This is a genomic window from Vibrio intestinalis (genome assembly GCF_025195085.2).
GTDB classification, from domain to species: Bacteria; Pseudomonadota; Gammaproteobacteria; order Enterobacterales; family Vibrionaceae; genus Vibrio; species Vibrio intestinalis.
Window position 1 is genome coordinate 19419 of sequence record NZ_JANAVY020000006.1, and the last position, 21166, is coordinate 40584.

Annotated in this window: 23 protein-coding genes; 16 read left to right on the top strand and 7 right to left on the bottom strand. The window is 45.0% G+C overall.

The window, feature by feature from the left end; translation table 11 throughout:
- The first annotated feature begins 11 nt into the window (after nt 1-11).
- The 6 genes from MU515_RS10535 (at nt 12) to lldD (ending at nt 6208) form a co-directional block, all read left to right on the top strand.
- Complete coding sequence (locus MU515_RS10535; protein WP_260260386.1) at nt 12-941, top strand: ABC transporter ATP-binding protein; 930 nt, start codon at nt 12-14, stop codon at nt 939-941.
- Complete coding sequence (locus tag MU515_RS10540; RefSeq protein WP_260260387.1) at nt 941-1768, top strand: ATP-binding cassette domain-containing protein; 828 nt, start codon at nt 941-943, stop codon at nt 1766-1768. Before MU515_RS10535 ends, MU515_RS10540 begins: the two co-directional genes overlap by 1 nt.
- A 44-nt stretch (nt 1769-1812) precedes the next feature.
- Entirely contained in the window at nt 1813-2778 is a 966-nt protein-coding gene (locus MU515_RS10545) for an ABC transporter permease (RefSeq protein WP_260260388.1), read from the top strand.
- Nucleotides 2778-3686, top strand: a complete 909-nt coding sequence (locus MU515_RS10550; protein ID WP_260260389.1) for an ABC transporter permease — start codon at nt 2778-2780, stop codon at nt 3684-3686. The genes MU515_RS10545 and MU515_RS10550 overlap by 1 nt, the downstream gene beginning before the upstream one ends.
- A 218-nt stretch (nt 3687-3904) precedes the next feature.
- Nucleotides 3905-4606, top strand: coding sequence for a hypothetical protein (locus tag MU515_RS10555; RefSeq protein ID WP_260260390.1), 702 nt, complete (start codon nt 3905-3907; stop codon nt 4604-4606).
- A 462-nt stretch (nt 4607-5068) separates the two neighbouring features.
- On the top strand, nt 5069-6208 hold the full coding sequence (gene lldD, locus MU515_RS10560; protein WP_260260391.1) for an FMN-dependent L-lactate dehydrogenase LldD: 1140 nt from the start codon (nt 5069-5071) through the stop codon (nt 6206-6208).
- A 66-nt stretch (nt 6209-6274) separates the two neighbouring features.
- Here lldD and shyA read toward each other — a convergent pair whose 3' ends face one another.
- From shyA to MU515_RS10575, 3 genes are all read right to left on the bottom strand, one after another.
- Nucleotides 6275-7594 carry a peptidoglycan DD-endopeptidase ShyA gene (gene shyA, locus MU515_RS10565; RefSeq protein ID WP_490723099.1) on the bottom strand — a complete coding sequence of 440 codons (1320 nt, stop codon included), beginning with the start codon at nt 7592-7594 and terminating at the stop codon, nt 6275-6277.
- A gap of 172 nt (nt 7595-7766) precedes the next feature.
- Nucleotides 7767-8066: an isoamylase early set domain-containing protein gene (locus MU515_RS10570; protein ID WP_260260392.1), complete on the bottom strand. Its 300-nt coding sequence runs from the start codon at nt 8064-8066 to the stop codon at nt 7767-7769.
- A gap of 140 nt (nt 8067-8206) precedes the next feature.
- The gene (locus MU515_RS10575; protein ID WP_260260393.1) at nt 8207-8824 is read right to left on the bottom strand and encodes a hypothetical protein; all 618 of its coding nucleotides are present in this window, start codon (nt 8822-8824) and stop codon (nt 8207-8209) included.
- A 75-nt stretch (nt 8825-8899) separates the two neighbouring features.
- Between MU515_RS10575 and MU515_RS10580 the strand changes: the two genes are divergently transcribed.
- The 6 genes from MU515_RS10580 to MU515_RS10605 all read left to right on the top strand — a co-directional run bounded on the left by MU515_RS10580 (nt 8900) and on the right by MU515_RS10605 (nt 13460).
- Nucleotides 8900-9307 (top strand): GFA family protein, encoded by a 408-nt coding sequence (locus tag MU515_RS10580; RefSeq protein WP_260260394.1) that lies wholly within the window; start codon nt 8900-8902, stop codon nt 9305-9307.
- Nucleotides 9308-9388: 81 nt separating this feature from the next.
- Nucleotides 9389-10054, top strand: a complete 666-nt coding sequence (locus MU515_RS10585; RefSeq protein ID WP_260260395.1) for a YoaK family protein — start codon at nt 9389-9391, stop codon at nt 10052-10054.
- 266 nt (nt 10055-10320) lie between these two features.
- Entirely contained in the window at nt 10321-11691 is a 1371-nt protein-coding gene (locus tag MU515_RS10590) for a YjiH family protein (RefSeq protein ID WP_260260396.1), read from the top strand.
- A gap of 191 nt (nt 11692-11882) precedes the next feature.
- Nucleotides 11883-12365 carry a putative pterin-binding protein gene (locus tag MU515_RS10595; RefSeq protein ID WP_260260397.1) on the top strand — a complete coding sequence of 161 codons (483 nt, stop codon included), beginning with the start codon at nt 11883-11885 and terminating at the stop codon, nt 12363-12365.
- A complete protein-coding gene (locus tag MU515_RS10600; protein ID WP_260260398.1) occupies nt 12349-12981 on the top strand; it encodes a hypothetical protein in 633 nt (210 codons plus the stop codon). Before MU515_RS10595 ends, MU515_RS10600 begins: the two co-directional genes overlap by 17 nt.
- Nucleotides 12982-12983: 2 nt before the next feature.
- A complete protein-coding gene (locus MU515_RS10605; RefSeq protein WP_260260399.1) occupies nt 12984-13460 on the top strand; it encodes a GGDEF domain-containing protein in 477 nt (158 codons plus the stop codon).
- Here the strand turns inward: MU515_RS10605 and MU515_RS10610 are convergent.
- A complete protein-coding gene (locus MU515_RS10610; protein ID WP_260260400.1) occupies nt 13457-13894 on the bottom strand; it encodes a low molecular weight protein-tyrosine-phosphatase in 438 nt (145 codons plus the stop codon). The two genes, MU515_RS10605 and MU515_RS10610, sit on opposite strands and share 4 nt — an antisense overlap.
- Nucleotides 13887-15287 carry an O-antigen ligase family protein gene (locus MU515_RS10615; protein ID WP_260260401.1) on the bottom strand — a complete coding sequence of 467 codons (1401 nt, stop codon included), beginning with the start codon at nt 15285-15287 and terminating at the stop codon, nt 13887-13889. Before MU515_RS10615 ends, MU515_RS10610 begins: the two co-directional genes overlap by 8 nt.
- A 188-nt stretch (nt 15288-15475) precedes the next feature.
- On the opposite strand from MU515_RS10615, the gene MU515_RS10620 reads away from it, so the two are divergent.
- Nucleotides 15476-16441 carry a porin gene (locus MU515_RS10620; RefSeq protein WP_260260402.1) on the top strand — a complete coding sequence of 322 codons (966 nt, stop codon included), beginning with the start codon at nt 15476-15478 and terminating at the stop codon, nt 16439-16441.
- A gap of 84 nt (nt 16442-16525) precedes the next feature.
- Here the strand turns inward: MU515_RS10620 and MU515_RS10625 are convergent, their stop codons facing one another.
- Complete coding sequence (locus MU515_RS10625; RefSeq protein WP_260260403.1) at nt 16526-17398, bottom strand: NAD(P)-dependent oxidoreductase; 873 nt, start codon at nt 17396-17398, stop codon at nt 16526-16528.
- A 173-nt stretch (nt 17399-17571) separates the two neighbouring features.
- Here MU515_RS10625 and MU515_RS10630 point away from each other — a divergent pair, with 173 nt between their 5' ends.
- The 3 genes from MU515_RS10630 (at nt 17572) to MU515_RS10640 (ending at nt 20130) form a co-directional block, all read left to right on the top strand.
- Complete coding sequence (locus tag MU515_RS10630; protein ID WP_260260404.1) at nt 17572-18213, top strand: HAD family hydrolase; 642 nt, start codon at nt 17572-17574, stop codon at nt 18211-18213.
- Between the two features lie 126 nt (nt 18214-18339).
- Entirely contained in the window at nt 18340-18720 is a 381-nt protein-coding gene (locus MU515_RS10635; protein WP_260260405.1) for a hypothetical protein, read from the top strand.
- Nucleotides 18721-18744: 24 nt separating this feature from the next.
- The gene (locus MU515_RS10640; RefSeq protein ID WP_260260406.1) at nt 18745-20130 is read left to right on the top strand and encodes a class II fumarate hydratase; all 1386 of its coding nucleotides are present in this window, start codon (nt 18745-18747) and stop codon (nt 20128-20130) included.
- Between the two features lie 130 nt (nt 20131-20260).
- Here MU515_RS10640 and MU515_RS10645 read toward each other — a convergent pair whose 3' ends face one another.
- The gene (locus MU515_RS10645) at nt 20261-21166 is read right to left on the bottom strand and encodes a L,D-transpeptidase family protein (protein ID WP_260260407.1); all 906 of its coding nucleotides are present in this window, start codon (nt 21164-21166) and stop codon (nt 20261-20263) included.

Genomic DNA, 21166 nt, shown 5'->3' on the forward strand with positions numbered 1-21166 from the left:
TTGGAATGTCTATGAGTGAAATCATACTAGACGTTCGCAATATGAGTGTGGCCGTTGGGCCACACTTCGCAGTTAAGGATGTCAATTATCAAATCAAATCTGGTGAAATCTTAGGTATTGTTGGCGAATCAGGTTGCGGTAAATCGCTGACCTCGCTTTCAGTCATGGGCTTGCTGGATAAAAAACTCGACCTCTCTGGTGAAATTTTGTTCCAAGGTGAAAACCTTGTCGGCATGTCAGAAAGGCGTTATCAAAAAATTCGTGGTGAAGGTATTGGAATGATTTTCCAAGAACCGATGACGGCTCTAAACCCTGTCGTGACTGTCGGGGAACAAGTTGCTGAGATGTTTATCATCCACGAAAACGAATCAAAAGCGGAAGCGATGAACCGAGCCATTGAGATGCTGAGACAGGTTCATATTCCCTACCCAGAAAGACGAGCAAAAGCCTTCCCACACGAGCTTTCAGGCGGTATGCGCCAACGTGTGATGATTGCTATGGCACTTGCATGTAAGCCCAAAGTGTTGATTGCCGATGAGCCAACCACAGCGCTGGATGTAACTGTGCAAGCACAAGTACTCGATCTACTTGAAGAGCTACGCGAGACCACAGGGACAGCCATTCAATTTATCAGTCACTCTCTTGGGGTGGTATCACAAATCTCTGACCGCGTAATGGTGATGTATGCAGGCCAAGTGGTTGAGCTTGCCGATGTAAACGAAATCTTCGATAACCCGCAGCATCCATACACTCAGGCATTGCTCGATACGATTCCTCGTGTTGGCGTCAATGTTGATCGCCTACCTGCAATTCCGGGCAGTGTGCCTCCTTTGGATAAACGCGGTGAGAATTACACCTTCCGCGATCGTTGCCCAGAGCTTTACGATCACTATGTAGAAGTAGCGAAGCAGCGCAATGCGATTCACGGAGGGCTTTCATAATGCCACTACTCGAAGTTAAAAACCTGCAAAAACGTTATGTTCTTGACCCGGGATCTATGTTTGGTCGTGAGCCCCATTACTTGCATGTGACCAAAAATGTGTCACTCAAGTTAGAAGCGGGTAAAACGTTAGCCGTGGTGGGTGAATCTGGCTCAGGTAAATCTACCCTAGGCCGTATGGTCAGTATGCTTGATGTGCCAGATTCAGGCGACATCCTCATTTCTGGTCAAGAAGTATCTCGTTTAAGCAGCAAAGCTCAACGTCCGTTGAGACAACGTATTGGCCTAGTTTTCCAAGACCCATATTCTGCGCTCAATCCAAGAATGCCAATTCTCGACTCTCTTATCGAGCCAATGAAGGTTAATGGCGTTGGTGACAAACAATCTCAACGCGCTCGCGCCTTAGAGGTGTTGGAATGGGTAGGCATGCACGAAGATGTGCTTACACGTTACCCACATGAGTTTTCTGGCGGCCAAAGACAACGTATCGCCATCGCTCGCGCTTTGATGTTAAAGCCCGATCTGATCATTGCTGATGAACCACTCTCAGCTTTGGATGTGTCGGTCCAGTCTCAGATCCTTAACCTATTTAAAGATCTGCAACAAGAGCATGGCATCGCATTCTTCTTTATCAGCCACGATATGGCGGTAGTGTATCACCTTGCCCATGACATCTTAGTGATGAAAAGTGGCGAAATTGTCGAGCACGCAACCAAAGAAGCTTTCTTCGCTAATCCTAAACACCCATACAGCCAAGAGCTACTTAATGCGGTTCCGGATATTGGTAATGCTCGTCGACGTAATCAAGCAGAGCGGAAATCTGCTTAGTACAAAAGATAACAACAAAGAAGACTCAACCACTTGGACGTAATATGAAGAGCTTTTTTATTTCAAGAATTTTGCAGATGCTATTGGTGCTATTTTTAGCGTCATTTGCAGCATACAACCTTATGGGTTTAATGCCGGGTGACCCAATCGATTTGATGGCCCAGCATGATCCCAACATTTCATCAGAAGATATTGCGCGCCTAAAAGCCGAACTCGGTTTAGACAAACCTGTGTATGTGCGCTACTTCCACTGGCTAGGTAACGCCGTACAAGGTGACCTTGGCTATTCACGCATGTTCTCGCTTCCTGCGATTGATGTGCTATGGGATGCCATGAAGAACACCTTATTGCTGGTCGGTAGCGGCACGCTGCTGTCTATTTTTATTGCCTTACCTATTGGGGTTATCTGTGCGGTGAAGCAGAACAAAGCCACCGATTATATTATTAGTGGCGTAACCTATCTGTTTCTTTCCACTCCAGCTGCTTGGCTAGCACTGATGCTGATCATGATCTTCTCAGTGGTCTACCCTATCTTCCCAGCAGGCGGAACAGGTGAAGCCGAAGGGGCGGAAGGGTTCGATAAACTCAAATACATGGTGTTGCCAATATTGAGTCTAACCCTGCTAAGTATTGCTTCCATTTCACGCTTTATGCGCTCAAGTATGCTTGAAGTATTCAGACAAGATTTTGTACGCACCGCAAAAGCCAAAGGCGCTTCCTCTACTCGTGTTCTCTTTAAACACTGTATTAAAAACGGCATGCTACCAATGATCACTGTGTTGGCGATGGATGTAGCGGCGCTGATGAGTGGCGCAGTTCTCACAGAGACCATCTTTAGCTGGCCGGGCATTGGTAAACTCACGGTCGATTCTATTAACGGCAATGACTACAACGTCGCTATGCTGTGCTTTATGGTGGCGACTTCTGCCATCTTAATCATGAACTTTGTCGCTGACATTCTGTATTCAAAAGTTGACCCTCGTATCAACCTAACAAGAGGGACGAACTAATGAGTTATATTGAAAACCGTAGTCAAAACCCTTGGGTACAGGTGTGGCAACGTTTGTACCGCCATAAGCTGGCGATTGTATCGCTGGTCTTTCTTGTTCTACTAACTACTATCTGTTTTAGCGCTGGGCCGATCTCTGACTGGCTAGGTGTTGATCCGTATGGCGACGATCTTTTCAGCCGCTACGAAGTGCCTGATGAAGATAATGTGTTAGGTACGGATGAGCTAGGCCGCGATATCTTTACCCGCTTATTACTTGGTGGCCAAGTATCACTAACGTTTGCCTTTATGGCGGCGATTGTTACATCAGTCATTGGTACGACATTAGGTGTGATTGCTGGCTACCATGGTGGCCGAGTAGACGCGTTCATTATGCGTGCCGCTGACTTCATCATCAGTTTGCCAAGTATCATGTTGCTAATTTTGATTCAGAGTATCGACATGACCAAGCTAGGCTTCTCTGAGGAGTTAGTCCGTAGTGACAGCTTTAGTATCTATCGCTTAGTAGTGGTGCTTTCACTGTTAGGTTGGCCATTTGCCGCCCGTCTTGTGCGTTCAAATACTCTATCGGTCAAACACCGAGAGTATGTTCAAGCGGCAATTGGCTACGGTGCAAGTCACTGGTTTGTCATGCTAAGACACATCGTGCCAAACGTTATCGCACCTGTAATCACCGCAACCACGCTGGGTATCGGTGGCGCAATCTTGACCGAGAGTGCACTCAGCTTCCTTGGTTTTGGTATCAACCCGCCTACACCATCTTGGGGCAACATGCTGCAAAACGCTCGTGAAGCGCTTTGGGTTTACCCAATGGCGGCCGTGTATCCAGGCATAATGGTACTGTTTACTGTAGTGACCATTAACTTCCTCGGTGATGGTCTACAAGAAGCGATTGACCCTAAATCGTAACTTCCTAAACCTCACAGTCTAAATGTAAGCGGACGGGTTAACGAAACCCGCCCGCTTTTTATAAAACGGGCTCAACATCACTGTGTACCAAACTCGCCCTTGAGAATGCGCAATAAGTTACGCATAATCGCCATCCTTAAAATTCTAAATCGCTCTATTTCATAGATATTTACTAAAATTCGCTATGGCCCAGAGCCACAATCTACAGCAGTAAAAAGATGGCTAAGAAAAACAAGTCTCGCGCCAATAAGACTAAAAAATCCGGCAATCCTAGCCGCGCACCTCAGAAAACAGTAAACAAAAAAGAGAAAAAACCAATTAAGTGGAAACGTATTTTCGCTGGAGCGGCGGTATTTGCAGCGTTCTTCTTCGCGATTAATTGGTACAACTCTCCAACCAACTACGTCTTTCGTATGGGGTTGTGGGATCTCGTCCACGACGAAGTGCGGTACGACCGACCTAGAGATTACTTCCGCATGGTTGAAGAAGGCGAAATCGACGATCTTTACGAGCGCATTTCAAGTGTGATCAAAAGCAACGGTATGTCGGAAGAGATGACCTTAAACGAACTATTCAAAGATCATCCTAAAATTACTGACTTTGCAGTACGAGAGATTGAAACTTTCCGCGATATTGATGGCGAACTCAGGCCTGTGACTGTGGTGAGCATCACCTTTAATGAAAAAGATCGTTATATGTTCCGCTTACTCGAATTTTCAATGTACAACCCATACCACATACCACTTCCTTTCCATTATGAAATGGTCTCGGCTGCGGGCGTTAGAACATACAAAGATGAAGAAGGTGAGCTGCACGTAAGACGTAATATTAGTCCTTTTGAAATCATTTCGGACTTCTACAACGACGACTTCTCTCCTGAAGGGTACCTGCCCCTTCCTGAACAAGAAACACAGAACTAATTCACTTTATCTAAGCCCTATTGCTAGGGCTTAGTCTTCCTCACCGATCTTCGATAACCCTACAAAGATCACAGTCTTATCATTTAGGCCACCGAGTAAACGCTCACTTTCTTGTCTCCTGCTTACTATTCTCCTAACGCCTTCCCATATCAGCCACACACTAATAGTCATCACAAGCAATTGATTTAAAGGCATTTAAATTCAACTTAACGCCTATCAATAAATTGATATTTTGGCCACTTTCCCGATTAAAGCTAAAACACACCCTCTATTTGTTCGTTTTTGGAATCAATTATTTTCATTTAACCCATATATCCCAAAATAACAAGTGCGTAACATTCGTCACCACAACAAACAAAGCTTTCGACTATCTTGTTGTAAAGCCCATAAGTTAAGTGAACATTGTGAGTTACTAGGCTAGCTAGACTCATTTATTGTCCAGCCCCTATTAGGATCCAAACTATGATTATCTCTGCTTCTACAGACTACCGTGCAGCCGCAAAAGCAAAACTGCCTCCGTTCTTATTCCATTATATTGATGGCGGCTCATACAACGAGCACACCTTGCGCCGTAATACCGATGATCTCTCTGACATTGCTCTGCGCCAGCGCGTGTTGAACAACATGGAAGACCTCAGTTTAGAAACAGAGTTGTTTGGTGAAAAACTGGCAATGCCTATCGCCCTAGCACCAGTTGGCCTAACGGGTATGTACGCTCGCCGTGGAGAAGTTCAGGCGGCAAAAGCGGCAGACAACAAAGGCATTCCTTTTACTATGTCGACTGTATCAGTTTGCCCTATTGAAGAAGTGACGCCAGCAATTGAACGTCCAATGTGGTTTCAGCTTTATGTTCTAAAAGACCGCGGCTTTATGCGCAATGTATTAGAGCGAGCTAAAGCAGCAGGAGTAACCACGCTAGTGTTTACGGTTGATATGCCAGTACCTGGTGCTCGTTACCGCGATATGCACTCAGGCATGAGCGGCCCTAACGCTGCAATGCGCCGTATTTTTCAATCCATGCGCCACCCAAGCTGGGCAATGGATGTTGGCTTAATGGGCAAGCCGCACGATTTAGGCAACATCTCCGCTTACCGAGGTGAACCAACTAAGCTAGAGGATTACATTGGTTGGTTAGGTGCTAACTTTGACCCATCAATTTGCTGGAAAGATCTTGAGTGGATTCGTGATTTCTGGGATGGCCCTATGGTGATTAAAGGTATCCTAGACACTGAAGATGCGAAAGACGCCGTGCGTTTTGGCGCTGATGGTATCGTTGTATCAAACCACGGCGGACGCCAACTCGACGGCGTAATGTCGACTGCGCGCGCGTTACCTGATATTGCAGACGCAGTAAAAGGCGATCTAAAAATCCTTGTCGATTCAGGTATTCGTACCGGGCTAGATGTGGTTCGCATGTTGGCACTTGGCGCAGACTGTACCTTGCTAGGCCGTTCGTTCGTGTACGCACTTGCTGCGCAAGGCCAAGCGGGCGTTGAAAATCTGCTAGATTTGTACGACAAAGAGATGCGTGTTGCGATGACGCTGACTGGCGCGAACACCATCCAAGACATTACTCGCGAGTCATTGGTAAAAATCAGCTAACTCATTATCAATAAAGACTAAAAAGGCACCCATGGGTGCCTTTTCTATCTTTCGCTACTATATGGCTTATATGCCGTACTGAATCACACCACTGCTTGATTTCTGACTCAGTAGCTCAATTTCTCTCTGTTCTAACATTTTATCGAGTTCATTGCGTCGCTGCTTAAACGCTATAATTTCCTTCTGCGGAACAGAATTTGCCATTGGTATATTCGCCTTCATAGCGTTAACCGCACGACCACGAATGATCAATTCATAGTGTATATGCGGGCCAGTCACACGGCCTGTTTTACCTGATAAACCAATACGCTGTCCACGAGATATTTTCTGACCTTTACGCACCAAAATTTTACTCAAGTGAAGGTAGCGAGTTTTATAGGTCGTACCATGCTGAATCACCACGTACTTACCCGCGTAGGGGTGATTTCTAGTTAACAGCACAACACCATCACCAGTCGATACAATTGGTGTACCTGTGGGCGTTGCCCAGTCCGTACCGTTGTGCGGGGATACTCTTCCTGTAACTGGGTGCTTGCGCTTAGGGTTAAAGTGAGAGCTTAAACGGTAATTACCATTAACAGGCATACGCTGAAACGCACGCTGTAAGCTATCTCCGTTTTGATCGTAGTACTGACCATCGCTGTGCAAATAAGCGGTTAGTACACGACCACGGTTAAAAATCTTAATCGCTTGAATTTCACGATTGCCAGTTAGCTCATCGCCTACAAATTGACGCGATTGCACCACTTCAAACTTATCGCCCGCTCGTAAATCACGCGCAAAGTTAACCTTGTCTTTTAACAGCGTCACGATCTGGTCAATCTCAGCGCTGCCAAGGCCTAGACGATTCACTGATTGAGAGAAACTGCCGGAGATCTCACCAATTAATGGAAACTCTTTCCATTCGCCCGGAATTTTGACGTCTTCAAACTCATAACTGCCATCATCTAAACGCGAATAAACTGCGCGCTCAACCATGCTAAATTCAAGTTCCATTTTGGCTAGTTGGCTGGTTTCTTCATCACGCCAAAAACGTAATTTATTGCCCGGTTTAAGGGTATCTAATGCAAGATAGTTAAGGTCGGTTTCCATGATCTTCATTAGATCTGAGTAACCAAATCCAAGTTGATCAAAGATACTGCTGAGGTTGTCACCAGACTGAATCTCGTATTCAAAATCTGGCACGTTTGGTGATTCAAATGTTTCGGTCAATAACGTATCGACCAATTCAGTATCAGGAAGGGAAAGATCAATAGTGCGCTTAGTATTTACACCTCCTCCAAGTGAAGCCAACATCACTGCTGTGACGACTGGTAAACTTAAAAGCATCCACTTTTTTCGCTTGGGAAGTTCTGCAACGCGAGCTTTCAACGTTCTAGCTAGCACAATTAGACCTATTATTCTGATTAACAAACGCCTAAGAGTACGGATTTCTGTGCAGGTTGTCACCTAATTGCTGAAAGGATGCGATCTAAAAAAGGCGCTTCAATGCGCCTCTTATATATACTATGAAGATAAACGGCATTATCCGTTTAGGTAACTTATTGATTAGAAGAATCTACTGGTAAGTTGATACCAATCCATTATCTTCACCGTAACCATTCGGTGTGAACTGATCCGCTGAAGGGTCATTCACCCACTTCCGATTATCAACTAGATAACGAAACTCAAATTGCTGATCTTTCGGCAAGCGAGTTTTGAATTTATACGATTTAGTTTTCGCGACCTTTTTCATTTGAGTTGGTTGCCAATCTAAAAAGTCTGCAACCAATTCGACTGATTGCTCGGCCTGCTCTTGTGGCAGTTCAAAAGTTACTTCTACTTCGTTTTTGGTTTTAAAAAAACGTTTGATGATCATGTTTCTCTCCGTCAACAACAAAAAATCCGTCTTTACCCTTCATTCTTCCCCATACTGTTTGGGGCAAGAGAGACAAAGGGGTTAGCCAAAACCAATATAAGCAATCTAACTCATATGCACAATACCGTAATAAATTCGGATTAGTTAACCTCGCTCAACTCAAGCGAGTTACTCAGCGTAAAACTGCGTTCAACCTTTTGTGTTGGCAAATCAGCATAAGATTGAGATTCGCTATGCTCTAGATAGAGCAAATTCAACTTATCAAATTGATATTGCAAAGATTTGACAGTAATTCTATCGCCAAGAAATACGCTGTTTTTCATCACCATTCGTGCTCGTTGTTGGTCATATTCAAAGGTCACCAAGTAGTAAAATAGGCCGCTACCTTGGTTTGATACAGTAACGATAGTGGTAAATTGATTGAGCTCTATGGCATTCATCCAACGAGTGCTTACTTGCACGTTGCCACGTTCAGCGCCATCATGATAGTCGCCACTCGCCCACATACCTTCAACGTCATAACTGTTCAAAAAGGCATTTGCACCGCTTTCAGGGACTGTGATTACCCATGGGTTAGGTGTTTTTATCGAGAACAGCTGCAACATAATCGGGTCAGAAGTTTGTGCTTGGCTTGGAAACTTGGCAAGAATCTCTTCATCACTAATGGAGAATCGATACACTCCAGCCAATATCACAACAACCAAAAGCAACAAAGGCACAAGTAAAATCAGAGGTATAGGCAATCTGCGCTTAGGCATACAAACACCATTTGTATAGTGAGGATTTTAGTGATAAACCTTAACAATAGAAGGTCGTAAGCTCAAGGAACCAGCATGTCTCAAAATTCAGTGATTAGAAATGCCGAATGCAGTTGTGGACAGGTCAATATCGTCTGTCGCGGTGAACCTATTCGCACTGCGGTATGCCATTGCTTTGAATGCCAAAAACGCACTGGCAGTGTCTTTGGTGTACAAGCGCGCTTTCATAAAGACCAAGTCTCTTACTTTGGCGATATGATTGAATACAGCCGCATTGCCGACTCTGGTAATGAAGTGCGCTATTCTTTTTGCCCTAAATGCGGCACAACTATGTTGCTCAACCTTGCCGCGCTACCCGACTACCTTGTTGTACCCGTGGGAGTATTTAATCAACAAGATTTACCGCAGCCGAGCTTCTCTGTTTATGAGCAGCGCCAACATGGTTGGGTTAAATTTGACTGCCAGATAGAGCATTACTCTTAGACCAAACTTAAATTACCGAATTTCTCCTACCTTACTCCTCTTACCAGCGTTATAATTCGCGCCTAACTGAGGAGCGTTATTGTGATTTCTCGACTACCGCGCTGGGTAGAATACGGCGCGCTATTACTCGCCTTACTGGCAGGCATTGTCAATGCCATCGGTCTTTTAGGTTTCCAGCATCAAGCTGTCTCCCACATCTCCGGCACAGTGACCTTATTGGGCACAAGCCTCGAATCACTCGATGGCATGGCTACGCACTTATTGATGATCTTATTGAGCTTTCTATTAGGCGCGACCTTAAGTGGCCTATTTATAGAAAGTACAGCCCTAAAACTTGGTCGCCGATACGGGGTCGCACTGTGTATAGAAGCAGGACTGCTGTTTATCGCCTACCTACTGCTAAAGCAAGATAATGAATCAGGACAATACTTCGCTTCCGCCGCATGCGGTTTACAAAATGCCATGATTACAACCTTCAGCGGTGCAGTGGTGCGAACCACTCATATGACCGGCATTATTACCGACCTCGGCATTATGATTGGCGCACGTATTCGTGGTGAACGTTTTGATTACCGCAAAGCTAAGCTGTTTATATTCATTTTCAGCGGCTTTTTATCCGGCGGAATCCTTGGTGCAAAACTTTATACCCACTATCAAATCAGCGCTTTGATGGCTCCAATCAGCCTAGCCCTTACACTTGCCGTCGCTTACTGGCTGTACCTTTTCTGCGTATCACGCCGCGCATAACCGCACTTATTGGTTGGAAAAACAGATAGTTATTCCAACCTTACTTCCTTTCTCGATAAAACATTGCTCGTATGCAACAGATAAGCCTATGTATTCGTTATGATTAAAAACTTAATCGTGAATATTTAGCGATAATTAATGAATAGTATTGCAACCACCCATCAAAAACAGTATTCTTGCCGGAAATAATTAAATATGGATGTTTAGTGAATATCTATGCCACGGAATTTGGCTTAATATTGACTAGTTGTAACACGAGAAATCTAATGAACAATTCTGCTCAACAGACAGAACAACCAAAGTCAAAAGGCAACTTTTGGGTGTTCTTAATCCCTTCTTTGCTTGGTCTGTTCCTATTTATGGCTCCGGTGAGCTACAACGGTGATATCACCATCCCTGTTGCTATTTTGGCAAAATCACTTCAAGCGCTGTTTGGTGATTTTCTGGTTGAAATGGTCACAGCAATCATCGCATTTATGGCGGCAGCATCTTTGGCTTGTCGTATTTCTACCCCAACGTTCATCGCTAACAACGCTTTCTTAAATGGGCTATTTAACCCAACTCCTCTTTGGTTAGCTGTTCGACTTATTGGTGGTATCGCAGTAGTGATGACTTACTTCCAAGTTGGCCCTGAAGCCATTTGGGAAGAAAACACGGGCGGACTGGTATTAGAAGGCCTACTACCAACACTGTTTGCTGTATTCATTTTTGCAGGTCTATTACTGCCACTACTACTGAATTTTGGCCTTTTAGAGCTATTTGGCACACTACTAAGTAAGATCATGCGCCCGCTATTTAACCTACCAGGTCGTAGCGCTATCGACTGTATGGCTTCTTGGTTGGGTGACGGCAGTGTGGGTATTTTGCTCACTAGCAAACAGTACGAAAACAAGTTCTACACGCAACGTGAAGCTGCGGTTGTCGGTACGACTTTCTCCGCTGTATCTATCACCTTTAGCTTGGTTGTCATTGCACAAGTGGAGTTAGAGCACCTATTCCTGCCATTCTACGGCGCAATTTGTTTAGCCGGTTTTGTCGCAGCAATCATTATTCCTCGCCTACCACCACTAAGTTACAAACGTGATACCTTCATCGATGGTTCAGCGCCTGCTAAAGATGCCGATGCGATTCCAATGAACCACACTACGTTCTCTTGGGGTTTAAGCCTTGCGATGGAAAAAGCAAGCCAGGTTAAGTCAGCAAAAGGCGTATTCAGCGAAGGCGTGAAAAATGCAGTAGATATGGTATTTGGCGTACTGCCTGTTGTAATGGGCCTAGGTACGATTGCGCTAGTTGTCGCGGAATACACTTCCGTATTTAGCTTCCTTGGCCAACCATTTATCCCTTACTTAGAGCTATTAGGCGTGCCTGAAGTCGCGGCTGCATCTGAAACTATGGTTGTGGGTTTTGCGGATATGTTTATCCCTGCGATTCTAGCCGCTTCTATTGATAACGAAATGACGCGTTTCATCATTGCGGCGATGTCTGTTACTCAGCTTATTTACATGTCTGAAGTGGGTGCACTGCTGCTGGGTAGCCGCATTCCTGTCAATATCTTCGAGCTGTTCGCTATCTTTATTTTGCGTACGCTTATCACACTACCCGTTATTGCGGGTGTGGCGCATATAATCTTCTAACAAGATTACCAAATGAGTAAGGCTCCTACGGGAGCCTTTTTTTCATCCAAATTCGGCAAAAATCTATAGAAAATACTCGGAAATTATTTCATAAACATTAATCTTATTAATAAAATCATTTCCAATTGTGATGACCAATACATATACTAGCCATCTAGCGGGAAAGTTTATATTTTGAGCAAGTGAATGCGATGAGAAGTTTGATTGCCTTTTTCACCATGTTGATCAGTAGTTCTGTGTTTGGCAACGAGCTCAAGATCCACCTACCCGATCAAACCACAATCACCCTCGATAAAGCGCAGATCGAACAAGAGTTTAAGCAAACTTCGTTTAATACCGTATTACCATGGTTTGAAACCCATCATCAGTTTAGTGGCATCCTCGTTTCGCAATTACTCGAAAAGTATGACGCTTCTGATGCTTTCGCTGTTTCATTTATCGCCCTAAATGACTATAGCTCGACGACCTCAATAGAGGATATAGAGAAGTACGCCCCTATCATTGCGACTACGATGGATGGAAAGCCAATGAAGGTTCGTCATAAAGGGCCTTACTGGTTGGTTTATAATTTAGATGAGTACCCCAACATCAATCACGCTAACTATCATTCACAGATGGTGTGGCAAATAGACGAAATCGTTATTCATAGTACCCAAGATGGCAGTAAGCAATAAAACGCAATCCTTCATTACGCTCATCGCTCGAGCCAAAGCGATGTTGATATTTATGACGGCGCTTTTGATCATCGCAAACCTGTACTTTCTTTCGTCTACACGTCAATTAGCGCTCTCCTACTCTGAGCAGCAAAACCAAGCAACTTGGTCACTGTTTCAATTAACCAAAGAGTTTTCCACGCTGGTCGCCATTACTCCTTTCTCAATGCAAGGTAGCCAACAGCAACGAAAAACAGAGCTGAGCTACGAGCTCACATGGAGCCGATTTGATCTGCTGCTAAATGGCCATGAAGCTGATACCTTTATGAACTCAGCAGGAGCCAAACACTTTTTTCAGCACCTTTTTGAGCGACTAAAAAAGCTAGAACCGGCGGTATTTTCACTACAAGATCCAACCCAAGTCCACCAACTTTCCTTCCAGTTGGAAGATATCTACCAAGATATGCTGGCCTACATTAATCGGAATTTCCGCGTTAAAAGCCCGATGTACGAACAGCAAATGGCGCAAGCTCATCAGTTAAATCAAACTCAAATCATTTTGATGGTTCTGTTGTTTGGTTGTGTCGCAATCGTCACTTACCTATTGAACACTAGGCAAGATACAACAAACAGCTAGCGATGAGCGATGCACTAACAGGCATCGCCAACCGATTAGCCATCGAACAAAAAGCGAATCTGTACATTAGCAGCCAGCAGGCTTTCACCTTATTTTTGCTCGATTTAAATGGCTTTAAGCAGATTAATGACAAATATGGACATCAAGCTGGTGATGCTGCTTTGATTGAATTAGCCCATCGGTTCGAGCAGGTGCGCAGTTCAATCAAACTGACGCCTTATCGAATTGGCGGTGACGAGTTCGCTATTTTAGCGACTAGTAGCGACAGCGAGGTGATTGAGCAATCAGTAGAAATCTTAATGGATTGCTTCAGTTCAAAGATAGAAATTTTACCTAACACACGTGTGCAACTCTCCACCAGCTTAGGTTTGGCGACGTATCCTCACCAAGCGGGCAGTTTTAGTCAATTAATCAAAATCGCAGACAAAAACATGTATCAAATGAAGTTCACGACGCGCGGTTACACCCACAGCAGTTAGATCTTTTTCAGCCATGCTTGGCATGCTGCGTTAATTTGCCGAGCAGCAGTTTGGTACTCAGAAAGCGATTTACCAAATGGATCTTCGATTGTTCCTTGATCCCATTGCCCCAATAAGAAGGTTTTCCCTCGTGCCGAACCGCTGATCTTCGCTACGCCATTCAATTGGTCAGGGTGCATGATAAATATCACGTCGCTCCAGTGACAGTCTTGACGAGTTAACTGTCGCGCTGCATTCGCTGACAAATCGAGATGGTAATCTTTGGCAACTTCAATCATGCTCTTTTCAGCAGGAAAGCCTTGCAATCCGCTACTCTCAGTCGCGATTCCCGCTGAGCGCACCTCCACCGCAGGCAACAACTCTTGTAACATAACTTGCGCAAAAGGGGAGCGACAGATATTCCCCGTACATACGATCAATACTCGCTCAAACAAGTTGCGTCTCCTGTTGCTTACGTTGAGTGCCAATGGAATAACTCGCCCCGACCAGTACCAAAATGGTAATAAAGGTGACTGCGTTTGCTGGCGCTTGAAGGTTAAAGTCGACCGTAATATGAATCATCATCGCAGTGAAAGCGATAAGGCAGCCAAAGGCCGCCCCTTTGCAGGTTTTACTATTGCGATGTTTCATCACCCAAATGGCCATGCCAAACGCCCATAGCACCACAAAGGCCAGTAAAGCAAACGAGGGTAGCCCTGTTTCAATGACAAATTGTAGGTAATCATTATGGGCATGGTCGTAATAACCAATCGCACCATGACTATAACTTGGGAACACACTATAAAAGCTACCTAACCCAGTTCCTGTAAGCAGATAATCTTTTACAATTGGCAGACTCCAATCCACCACTAAATAGCGAGTATCTTGCTCAAGGTGTGAATCCATAATTCGCTGTTGAACCTGCTCTAATCCAAAGAATGAGCCCAGCACCAAAATATCGACAGCGAACAAACTAAAAATCAGAAAGCTTAATTTCGTTGGCCTATTTTTATAACAAACCAATGCAATGACACCGGCGATAAGCGTAGCAGCAAAAAAGGCTGCATTGCCCATCCGCGAACGCGTCATCACTAGAGCAATCACCATGATAATTAGCGCAAATCGAATCATCATTTTCCGCGATACTACTAATTGCAATAAACTAAACATGCGCTCTTGCCATGAGTGGGACTGACGACGACTCATATCAATCACAATCAAACCAATCCCCATGCTCAAGCAGAGCAGTAGATAATTCGCCAAGTGGTTTTTATATACGAAAGAGCCCGTTGCAATATCAGTCTCTGCTAACCCAAACACCCACGATTGTTCAGTGCCAAGCAGCACATTCAATGCCGCATACACAGCTTGTATCGTGCCACTAACCAGTAAGGCTAGCATGACTGCTTTAAGACGTTTTTTACTGTGAGTGAGAATGGCTAAGCAACTTGCAAATACAAGATAGTTGAGCCCTTTAAGCAGCGAAATATAGGTAGAGCGAGGATCTAGCGAAAGATAACCGACCTCTGCCCCAACCCGCTGATAGGCTTGCGCTGCGGAAGGAGAAAACCACTCAAGCCAAGTGACTGGCATCGGCAACAGCTGCAACGCTACCCAACATTGAAACAATGCTAAGGGTATAAGCAGCCAATTGTATCGCTTCAAGCGCAAGAGAGGGGTAAATGAGGCGCGTCGAATCGCATCAAATAACAGCACCAAAGCGGTGATACCAATCCAGCATTCGGCAATCGTCCATGCCCAAATTCGATTTGAGCCAAGCGGTATAGGTAACCAAACCAGCAATAATAGTAGGCTAGCGAAGCAATAACGTTCTAGCGGATTTTTCACAACACACATCCATGTTTACAGAGCTTGAAGAGTGTCGATATATCGTGTGTTTAAGTCAAAATGTCAGGACAGGAACTTCCCTCACTTATCAAATATGAGACAAATTCGACTGGGCATTTATATTATATTTTCCAGCTGACTCACGGGTTGCTCGATACTCAACCGTAAAATGGATTAATGGACGAACCATGAAAGCCCACACTTTGTCTCTGCTCGCTCTACTTGGCATTAGCGCGCCTGCTTTTAGCTACGAAGCCATTGATAACGATATCGCTTACTTACATTTTTATGGCCTAGTGAAAGCCAGAGCTCTATTTCTCGATCACGAAGATAATGATTACAGCTTTGGAGACTCTAAAATTGGCGTTGAGGGCCGATACGCCATTACAGATATGATTTCGATTGCAGGTGGTACCGAAGCACAAATCAACCTTGATGCCGATGAAGACAAAGATGAAGACGATCTATTCATCTCTCAATACTATGCCGGTATCTATACAGAACCATTCGGCCAGCTGACTTATGGTAAACACGCCACATCCTCCGACGATTTAAATGGCATCGATTATTCCGAAGCGTTTGGTGGTGAGGCCAACCTAAACGCAGTCGGAGTGAAAGGCGATACATTGAAATACAAATACGCCAACGAACTCTTTACCGTTAATGCCACTTATGGCTTTGAGGATGGCGATCAACAGCGCACAGTTAAAGAACTATTTGGCCAATATAACTTAGGTGACATGGCGTTAATCGCCGGTGTTGGTCATACCGAAACGCATTTAACCAATAACCTCACCGAAGCCACCTATTTCCAAACCACGCTTCGTTTTGAAATGGGCGATACAAACTTCGGCGCGACCTATTATCATCAAGACTTTGACAACCAATCGTCACCAAGCCGCTCCGTCGATAAAGACGCATTCGCAGTCTCTGGGCAAATTGCTTTTGTGGAAGGCATAACAGGTTACGCGGGCCATGAAATTGTTTATGAAGAAGAACAAGACGGCAGCGATGGCACACTTAATAACAGCTACGTTGGGGTGTCTTTTGTTCCTGTGGAATGGTTTAAGATTTTTGCTGAAGCCAATTATGCCAAGCCAATCAATAATCGCTCAGAAACCAACTTCGCGATTGGTGCCGCGCTAGTTTGGTAACGTTCAGCGAGTTCTCTTCGCCCCTAATCTAAACAAAAGGCTTGGTGAATGACCAAGCCTTTTCTCTATACATTAAATGATGTTTTAGCTTTTTAACGCCTTGATAAGCACCGAAGTGTCCATACGACCTAAACCCTGCTGCTGTAGCTCTGCGTAACGCTGGTCAACCTGCTTAGTAAGCGGCAACTCTAAATTGAATCGCTCTGCTTCTTGTAAACAAAAGCCAAGATCTTTTCTCATCCAATCGATAGCAAAACCAAAATCAAACTTATCTTCCGCCATAGTCGTCGCACGGTTTTCCATCTGCCATGAACCCGCAGCGCCATGTTTCAGCGTATCGACCACTTGAGCAATATCTAATCCAGATTTTTCTGCCAGTAGCAGCGCCTCACTCAACCCTTGCAGCACACCACCGATACAAATTTGGTTGACCATTTTACAGCGTTGACCTTGACCGTTTTCACCAAGCAATGTCATCTGCTTGGCGTAGCAATCCATTACAGGCTTTATTTGTTCAAATGTTTGAGGTTCACCACCGCACATGATGGTTAGCACGCCATTTTCTGCGCCCGCTTGACCGCCAGAGACCGGCGCATCGATAAATTGAATGCCCTGAGATTGAGCTGCATTCGCCAACTCAATTGCCAGCTCCGCAGAAGTGGTGGTGTGGTCGACTAATACCGCCCCCGGTTTTAAGCCCGCTAAAATACCGTGCTCACCATAAACTACGCTGCGCACGTCATCATCGTTACCAACGCAAACAAACACCACGTCGCTCTCTTGCGCGGCCTGTTTTGGGGTTTCACACGCGATGCCTTGATAATCATTCTGCCACTGCTCTGCTTTAGTCAGTGTTCGGTTGAATACCTTTGTGTTATAGCCAGCTTTACTCAAGTAGCCCGCCATTGGATAACCCATGACACCTAAACCAACAAAGGCGACGTTTTTCACTTCCATCCCACTGCTTCCTTAATTTTATTAATGTTACGCCATTGTAACCAACTGCTCGTTTAAGTCGATACACTTTCTCTCATCATGCACTTGAAAATTGTTGATATTTCAATCGCGAGTCAGTGTTATTCATGACACAATGACGCCTCTCTAATGTTTAACGATTGTGCTGTACTTAAATGAAAATCAAAGCTGCTATTTTTGATATGGACGGCCTGCTGCTCGATACTGAACGAGTTTGCATGCGCGTATTCAAACAAGCTTGCCAAACGGTCGAGCTGCCTTTTTATGAAGATGTTTACTTAACCATCATAGGCCGCAATGCGGCTGGCATTGAAAAGATCTTCCGTGATGCTTACGGCGATGACTTAGACAGACTGCACCCTGAATGGCGTAAAAACTACGATGCCATTGTTCGCCACCAAGCGATCCCACTAAAGGAAGGAGTGGTCGAACTATTAACTTGGTTACGTGCCAACGGTATTGCAACGGCTGTTGCAACTTCAACCCACAGAGATCTTGCTGAAACTAAGCTCAAATTAGCGGGAATTGACCAATATTTTGATGGTTTAACTTGTGGCGATGAAGTGACTCACGGCAAACCCGACCCAGAAATCTACCAACTTGCCGCGCAGCGCTTAGGGGTAGAACCAAGTGACTGTATTGCTTTTGAAGATTCTAACAATGGCGTTATTTCTGCTGTCGCAGCGCAAATGACAACTTATCAGATCCCTGATTTAGTTGAGCCCAGTGAAGAGGTCAAAGCGCTAGGCCATCATATTGAACTTTCTCTACTCGCCGTTCTAAACAAACTTCGCTAGTTCAAAATAAGTGCGTTCTAATGAGCGCACTATCAACAAAAAGTGATTTAATCCCTTATTTTTACAGGGGTTGCCATAACACCAACAATTGATAATAATTATCATTACATTATCAGTGAGGTGATTATGGATCCACTACAGCCCGTCTACAATGCCTATTTCAAAGCACACGATCGCTTTATTACCGATATGCCTGCTGATGGCTTTGAACCTGACGTTATTCAAGACTACATCCACTGGGCTCTGACACTTTCATCGTATTATGAGCCGGATGCCGAGTTTGAAAGTGTACTACTGTGCGAGCTTTATCTAAGAAAGCTCTACTTTCACATGCTTGATGCAATTCAAGACCCAACCCGCAGTCGTATCTTCCGCCGTGTTTGTCTAGACTCGATCCATACCCCACTACTTTGCCTAAAGCGTTTCTATTACCAATGGGACGATGGCGATATCAAGTTTCTCCACCTACAACAACAACTACAGTGCGTACAAGCACCATTAGATTAAACCAATGAAACAAAAGGATTCTTTATGACACAGGAATTTCGTATTGAAACGGACAGTATGGGCGAAGTTAAAGTACCAAGTAACGCGCTTTATCAAGCTCAAACACAACGCGCGGTTGATAACTTCCATTTCAGCCAGCACAAAATGCCCGTTTCTTTTATCCAAGCCCTCGCCTACATTAAGCAAACAGCCGCATTAACCAATGCACAGCTAGGCCTGTTAGAGGGCGATATTGCGAATGCGATTGCCGACGCAGCCCAAGACATTATCGAAGGTAAACACATCGAACATTTCCCCATTGACGTTTATCAAACCGGTTCGGGCACCAGCTCAAACATGAATGCCAATGAAGTGATCGCGACCTTAGCGTCTGCGCAACTCGGTGGTGATGTTAACCCAAACGATCACGTCAATATGGGACAAAGCAGTAACGATGTTATCCCGACAGCGATACAAGTAAGCTCGGTGCTCAGCATCGAAAATCAGTTGCTGCCAGCATTTGATCACCTGATCAAGCAGCTTGAAACCAAGCGCGAACAAGTAGGCCAAAGTGTAAAGACAGGCCGCACTCACCTTATGGATGCGATGCCGATTACCTTTGATCAAGAGCTGGGCGGCTGGCAACATCAACTTGAACATGCCAAGCAATCTATTGAGCACAGCTTAAAAGCGGTGAAAGCGCTTGCGCAAGGAGGAACGGCAGTAGGTACAGGCATCAATGCCGATCCTCGCTTTGCAGCCGCTTTTGCCGATAACCTCACACAAGCCACTCGCATTGAGTTTACCGCCAGTGACAACTTCTTCTTCAACTTGAGCAGTCAAGATGCCATTGTCGCGCTATCTGGCTCACTAAAAACCGCTGCCGTAGCAATTATGAAGATGTCGAATGATCTGCGTTGGATGAACTCTGGCCCACTGGCTGGTTTAGGTGAAATTGAACTGCAAGGGCTACAACCGGGATCATCAATTATGCCGGGTAAAGTAAACCCTGTAATCCCTGAAGCAGCTGCGATGGCGGCCGCGCAAGTGATTGGCAATGACACCACCATCACTATTGGGGGCCAAGCGGGTAACTTCCAGCTAAATGTAATGCTGCCTGTAATTGCTCATAACATACTTGAGAGTATTGAATTACTTGCAAACAGCGCGACCGCTTTAGCAGATAAAGCCATCGCAACCTTCACGGTACGTGAAGACAACCTACAGCTCGCGCTGGCGAAAAACCCAATACTGGTAACCGCGCTAAACCCTGTAATTGGTTACCTAAAAGCCGCCGAGATTGCCAAGAAAGCCTATAAAGAAGGAAGAGAGATCATTGATGTCGCCGAGCAAGAGACCGAGCTTGATCGCGCTACATTAGAACGCCTACTCGACCCTGCAAAACTGACCCAAGGTGGCGTAGCAGAGTAACCTAGCCACAGAGTAAAAGTGTGGAACAGGGCGTGTTGATACTTGCAAAGTAAAATTGTCACGCCCTGATGTTGGCCTAAAAGCCTAATATTGCACTTTAGAAAGGAAGGCTTAGCTCAACGTTAAGCCTTTAATTAATTAGCTTGGGAGGAACAATCTCAACTGGAACGCCATTTTGCGCCAATATCACCGCTTTGGCTTTAGAGTCCGATTGTTGAGTGGCTTGCAGCCACCATTGCAGCTCTTGTGGCAGCTCCAATATTTTCTTACTGCCATCACTGCGTGTTAGCGGCTCATGAGCTTCAACAAACACGCTTCTATCAGGCTCTAACGCCACCTTGATCGGCTCATTGATCACCGTTACCTGCTCACCTAAATTAACCTGAGCAAACAACCAAGAGATATCTTTTGGATCCATACGAATACAGCCTGAGCTGACCCGTAACCCAATGCCAAAATCTTTATTGGTACCGTGGATAAGGTAATCGCCCACACCATAAGCTAAACGCAGCGCATACTCACCCAAAGGGTTATCTGGACCAGCAGGCACAACCGCTGGCAGCTCTATCCCTTTCGCCAGATACTCTTTTCGGATTGAACTTGGCGGTGTCCAGGTTGGGTTTGGCCGCTTTTGACTGATAGTCGTGACCATTTCTGGGGTATCACGACCCACACGACCAATGCCGACAGGGAAAATATGTACCTTATTAAGTTGTGGTTCAAAATAGTACAAGCGCAGCTCAGCCAAGTTGATCACTATGCCTTTGCGCTGGACATTGGGCAGAATAACTTGAGTTGGAATCGTTAATACATACCCTTCTGGTGGCAAAAAGGGATCAATTCCTTGATTGGCCGCCATCAAAGAGAGAAAACCAACATCGTAATCTTTGGCGATATCAGCCAAGCTCTGGCCTTTTTCAACTTGGTGAAATTGAGTTCGCCCAACAATACTGCTGCCTTCTATGGGTAAGTCATAACTTTTCGCCCACACAGGTGCACTCATACAACAGACAATCATGAGCAGCTTTCGCAGCAT

Bases quoted from the DNA above. Each gene is read 5' to 3' on its own strand.
- MU515_RS10630 (WP_260260404.1), top strand. From the start codon at position 17,572: ATGAAAATCAAAGCTGCTATTTTTGATATGGACGGCCTGCTGCTCGAT.
- MU515_RS10555 (WP_260260390.1), top strand. From the start codon at position 3,905: ATGGCTAAGAAAAACAAGTCTCGCGCCAATAAGACTAAAAAATCCGGC.
- MU515_RS10570 (WP_260260392.1), bottom strand. From the start codon at position 8,066: ATGATCATCAAACGTTTTTTTAAAACCAAAAACGAAGTAGAAGTAACT.
- MU515_RS10600 (WP_260260398.1), top strand. From the start codon at position 12,349: ATGGCAGTAAGCAATAAAACGCAATCCTTCATTACGCTCATCGCTCGA.
- MU515_RS10575 (WP_260260393.1), bottom strand. From the start codon at position 8,824: ATGCCTAAGCGCAGATTGCCTATACCTCTGATTTTACTTGTGCCTTTG.
- MU515_RS10580 (WP_260260394.1), top strand. From the start codon at position 8,900: ATGTCTCAAAATTCAGTGATTAGAAATGCCGAATGCAGTTGTGGACAG.
- MU515_RS10590 (WP_260260396.1), top strand. From the start codon at position 10,321: ATGAACAATTCTGCTCAACAGACAGAACAACCAAAGTCAAAAGGCAAC.
- MU515_RS10595 (WP_260260397.1), top strand. From the start codon at position 11,883: ATGAGAAGTTTGATTGCCTTTTTCACCATGTTGATCAGTAGTTCTGTG.
- MU515_RS10550 (WP_260260389.1), top strand. From the start codon at position 2,778: ATGAGTTATATTGAAAACCGTAGTCAAAACCCTTGGGTACAGGTGTGG.
- MU515_RS10645 (WP_260260407.1), bottom strand. From the start codon at position 21,166: ATGCTGCGAAAGCTGCTCATGATTGTCTGTTGTATGAGTGCACCTGTG.
- MU515_RS10635 (WP_260260405.1), top strand. From the start codon at position 18,340: ATGGATCCACTACAGCCCGTCTACAATGCCTATTTCAAAGCACACGAT.
- MU515_RS10620 (WP_260260402.1), top strand. From the start codon at position 15,476: ATGAAAGCCCACACTTTGTCTCTGCTCGCTCTACTTGGCATTAGCGCG.
- MU515_RS10545 (WP_260260388.1), top strand. From the start codon at position 1,813: ATGAAGAGCTTTTTTATTTCAAGAATTTTGCAGATGCTATTGGTGCTA.
- MU515_RS10625 (WP_260260403.1), bottom strand. From the start codon at position 17,398: ATGGAAGTGAAAAACGTCGCCTTTGTTGGTTTAGGTGTCATGGGTTAT.
- lldD (WP_260260391.1), top strand. From the start codon at position 5,069: ATGATTATCTCTGCTTCTACAGACTACCGTGCAGCCGCAAAAGCAAAA.
- MU515_RS10540 (WP_260260387.1), top strand. From the start codon at position 941: ATGCCACTACTCGAAGTTAAAAACCTGCAAAAACGTTATGTTCTTGAC.
- MU515_RS10535 (WP_260260386.1), top strand. From the start codon at position 12: ATGAGTGAAATCATACTAGACGTTCGCAATATGAGTGTGGCCGTTGGG.
- MU515_RS10640 (WP_260260406.1), top strand. From the start codon at position 18,745: ATGACACAGGAATTTCGTATTGAAACGGACAGTATGGGCGAAGTTAAA.
- MU515_RS10605 (WP_260260399.1), top strand. From the start codon at position 12,984: ATGAGCGATGCACTAACAGGCATCGCCAACCGATTAGCCATCGAACAA.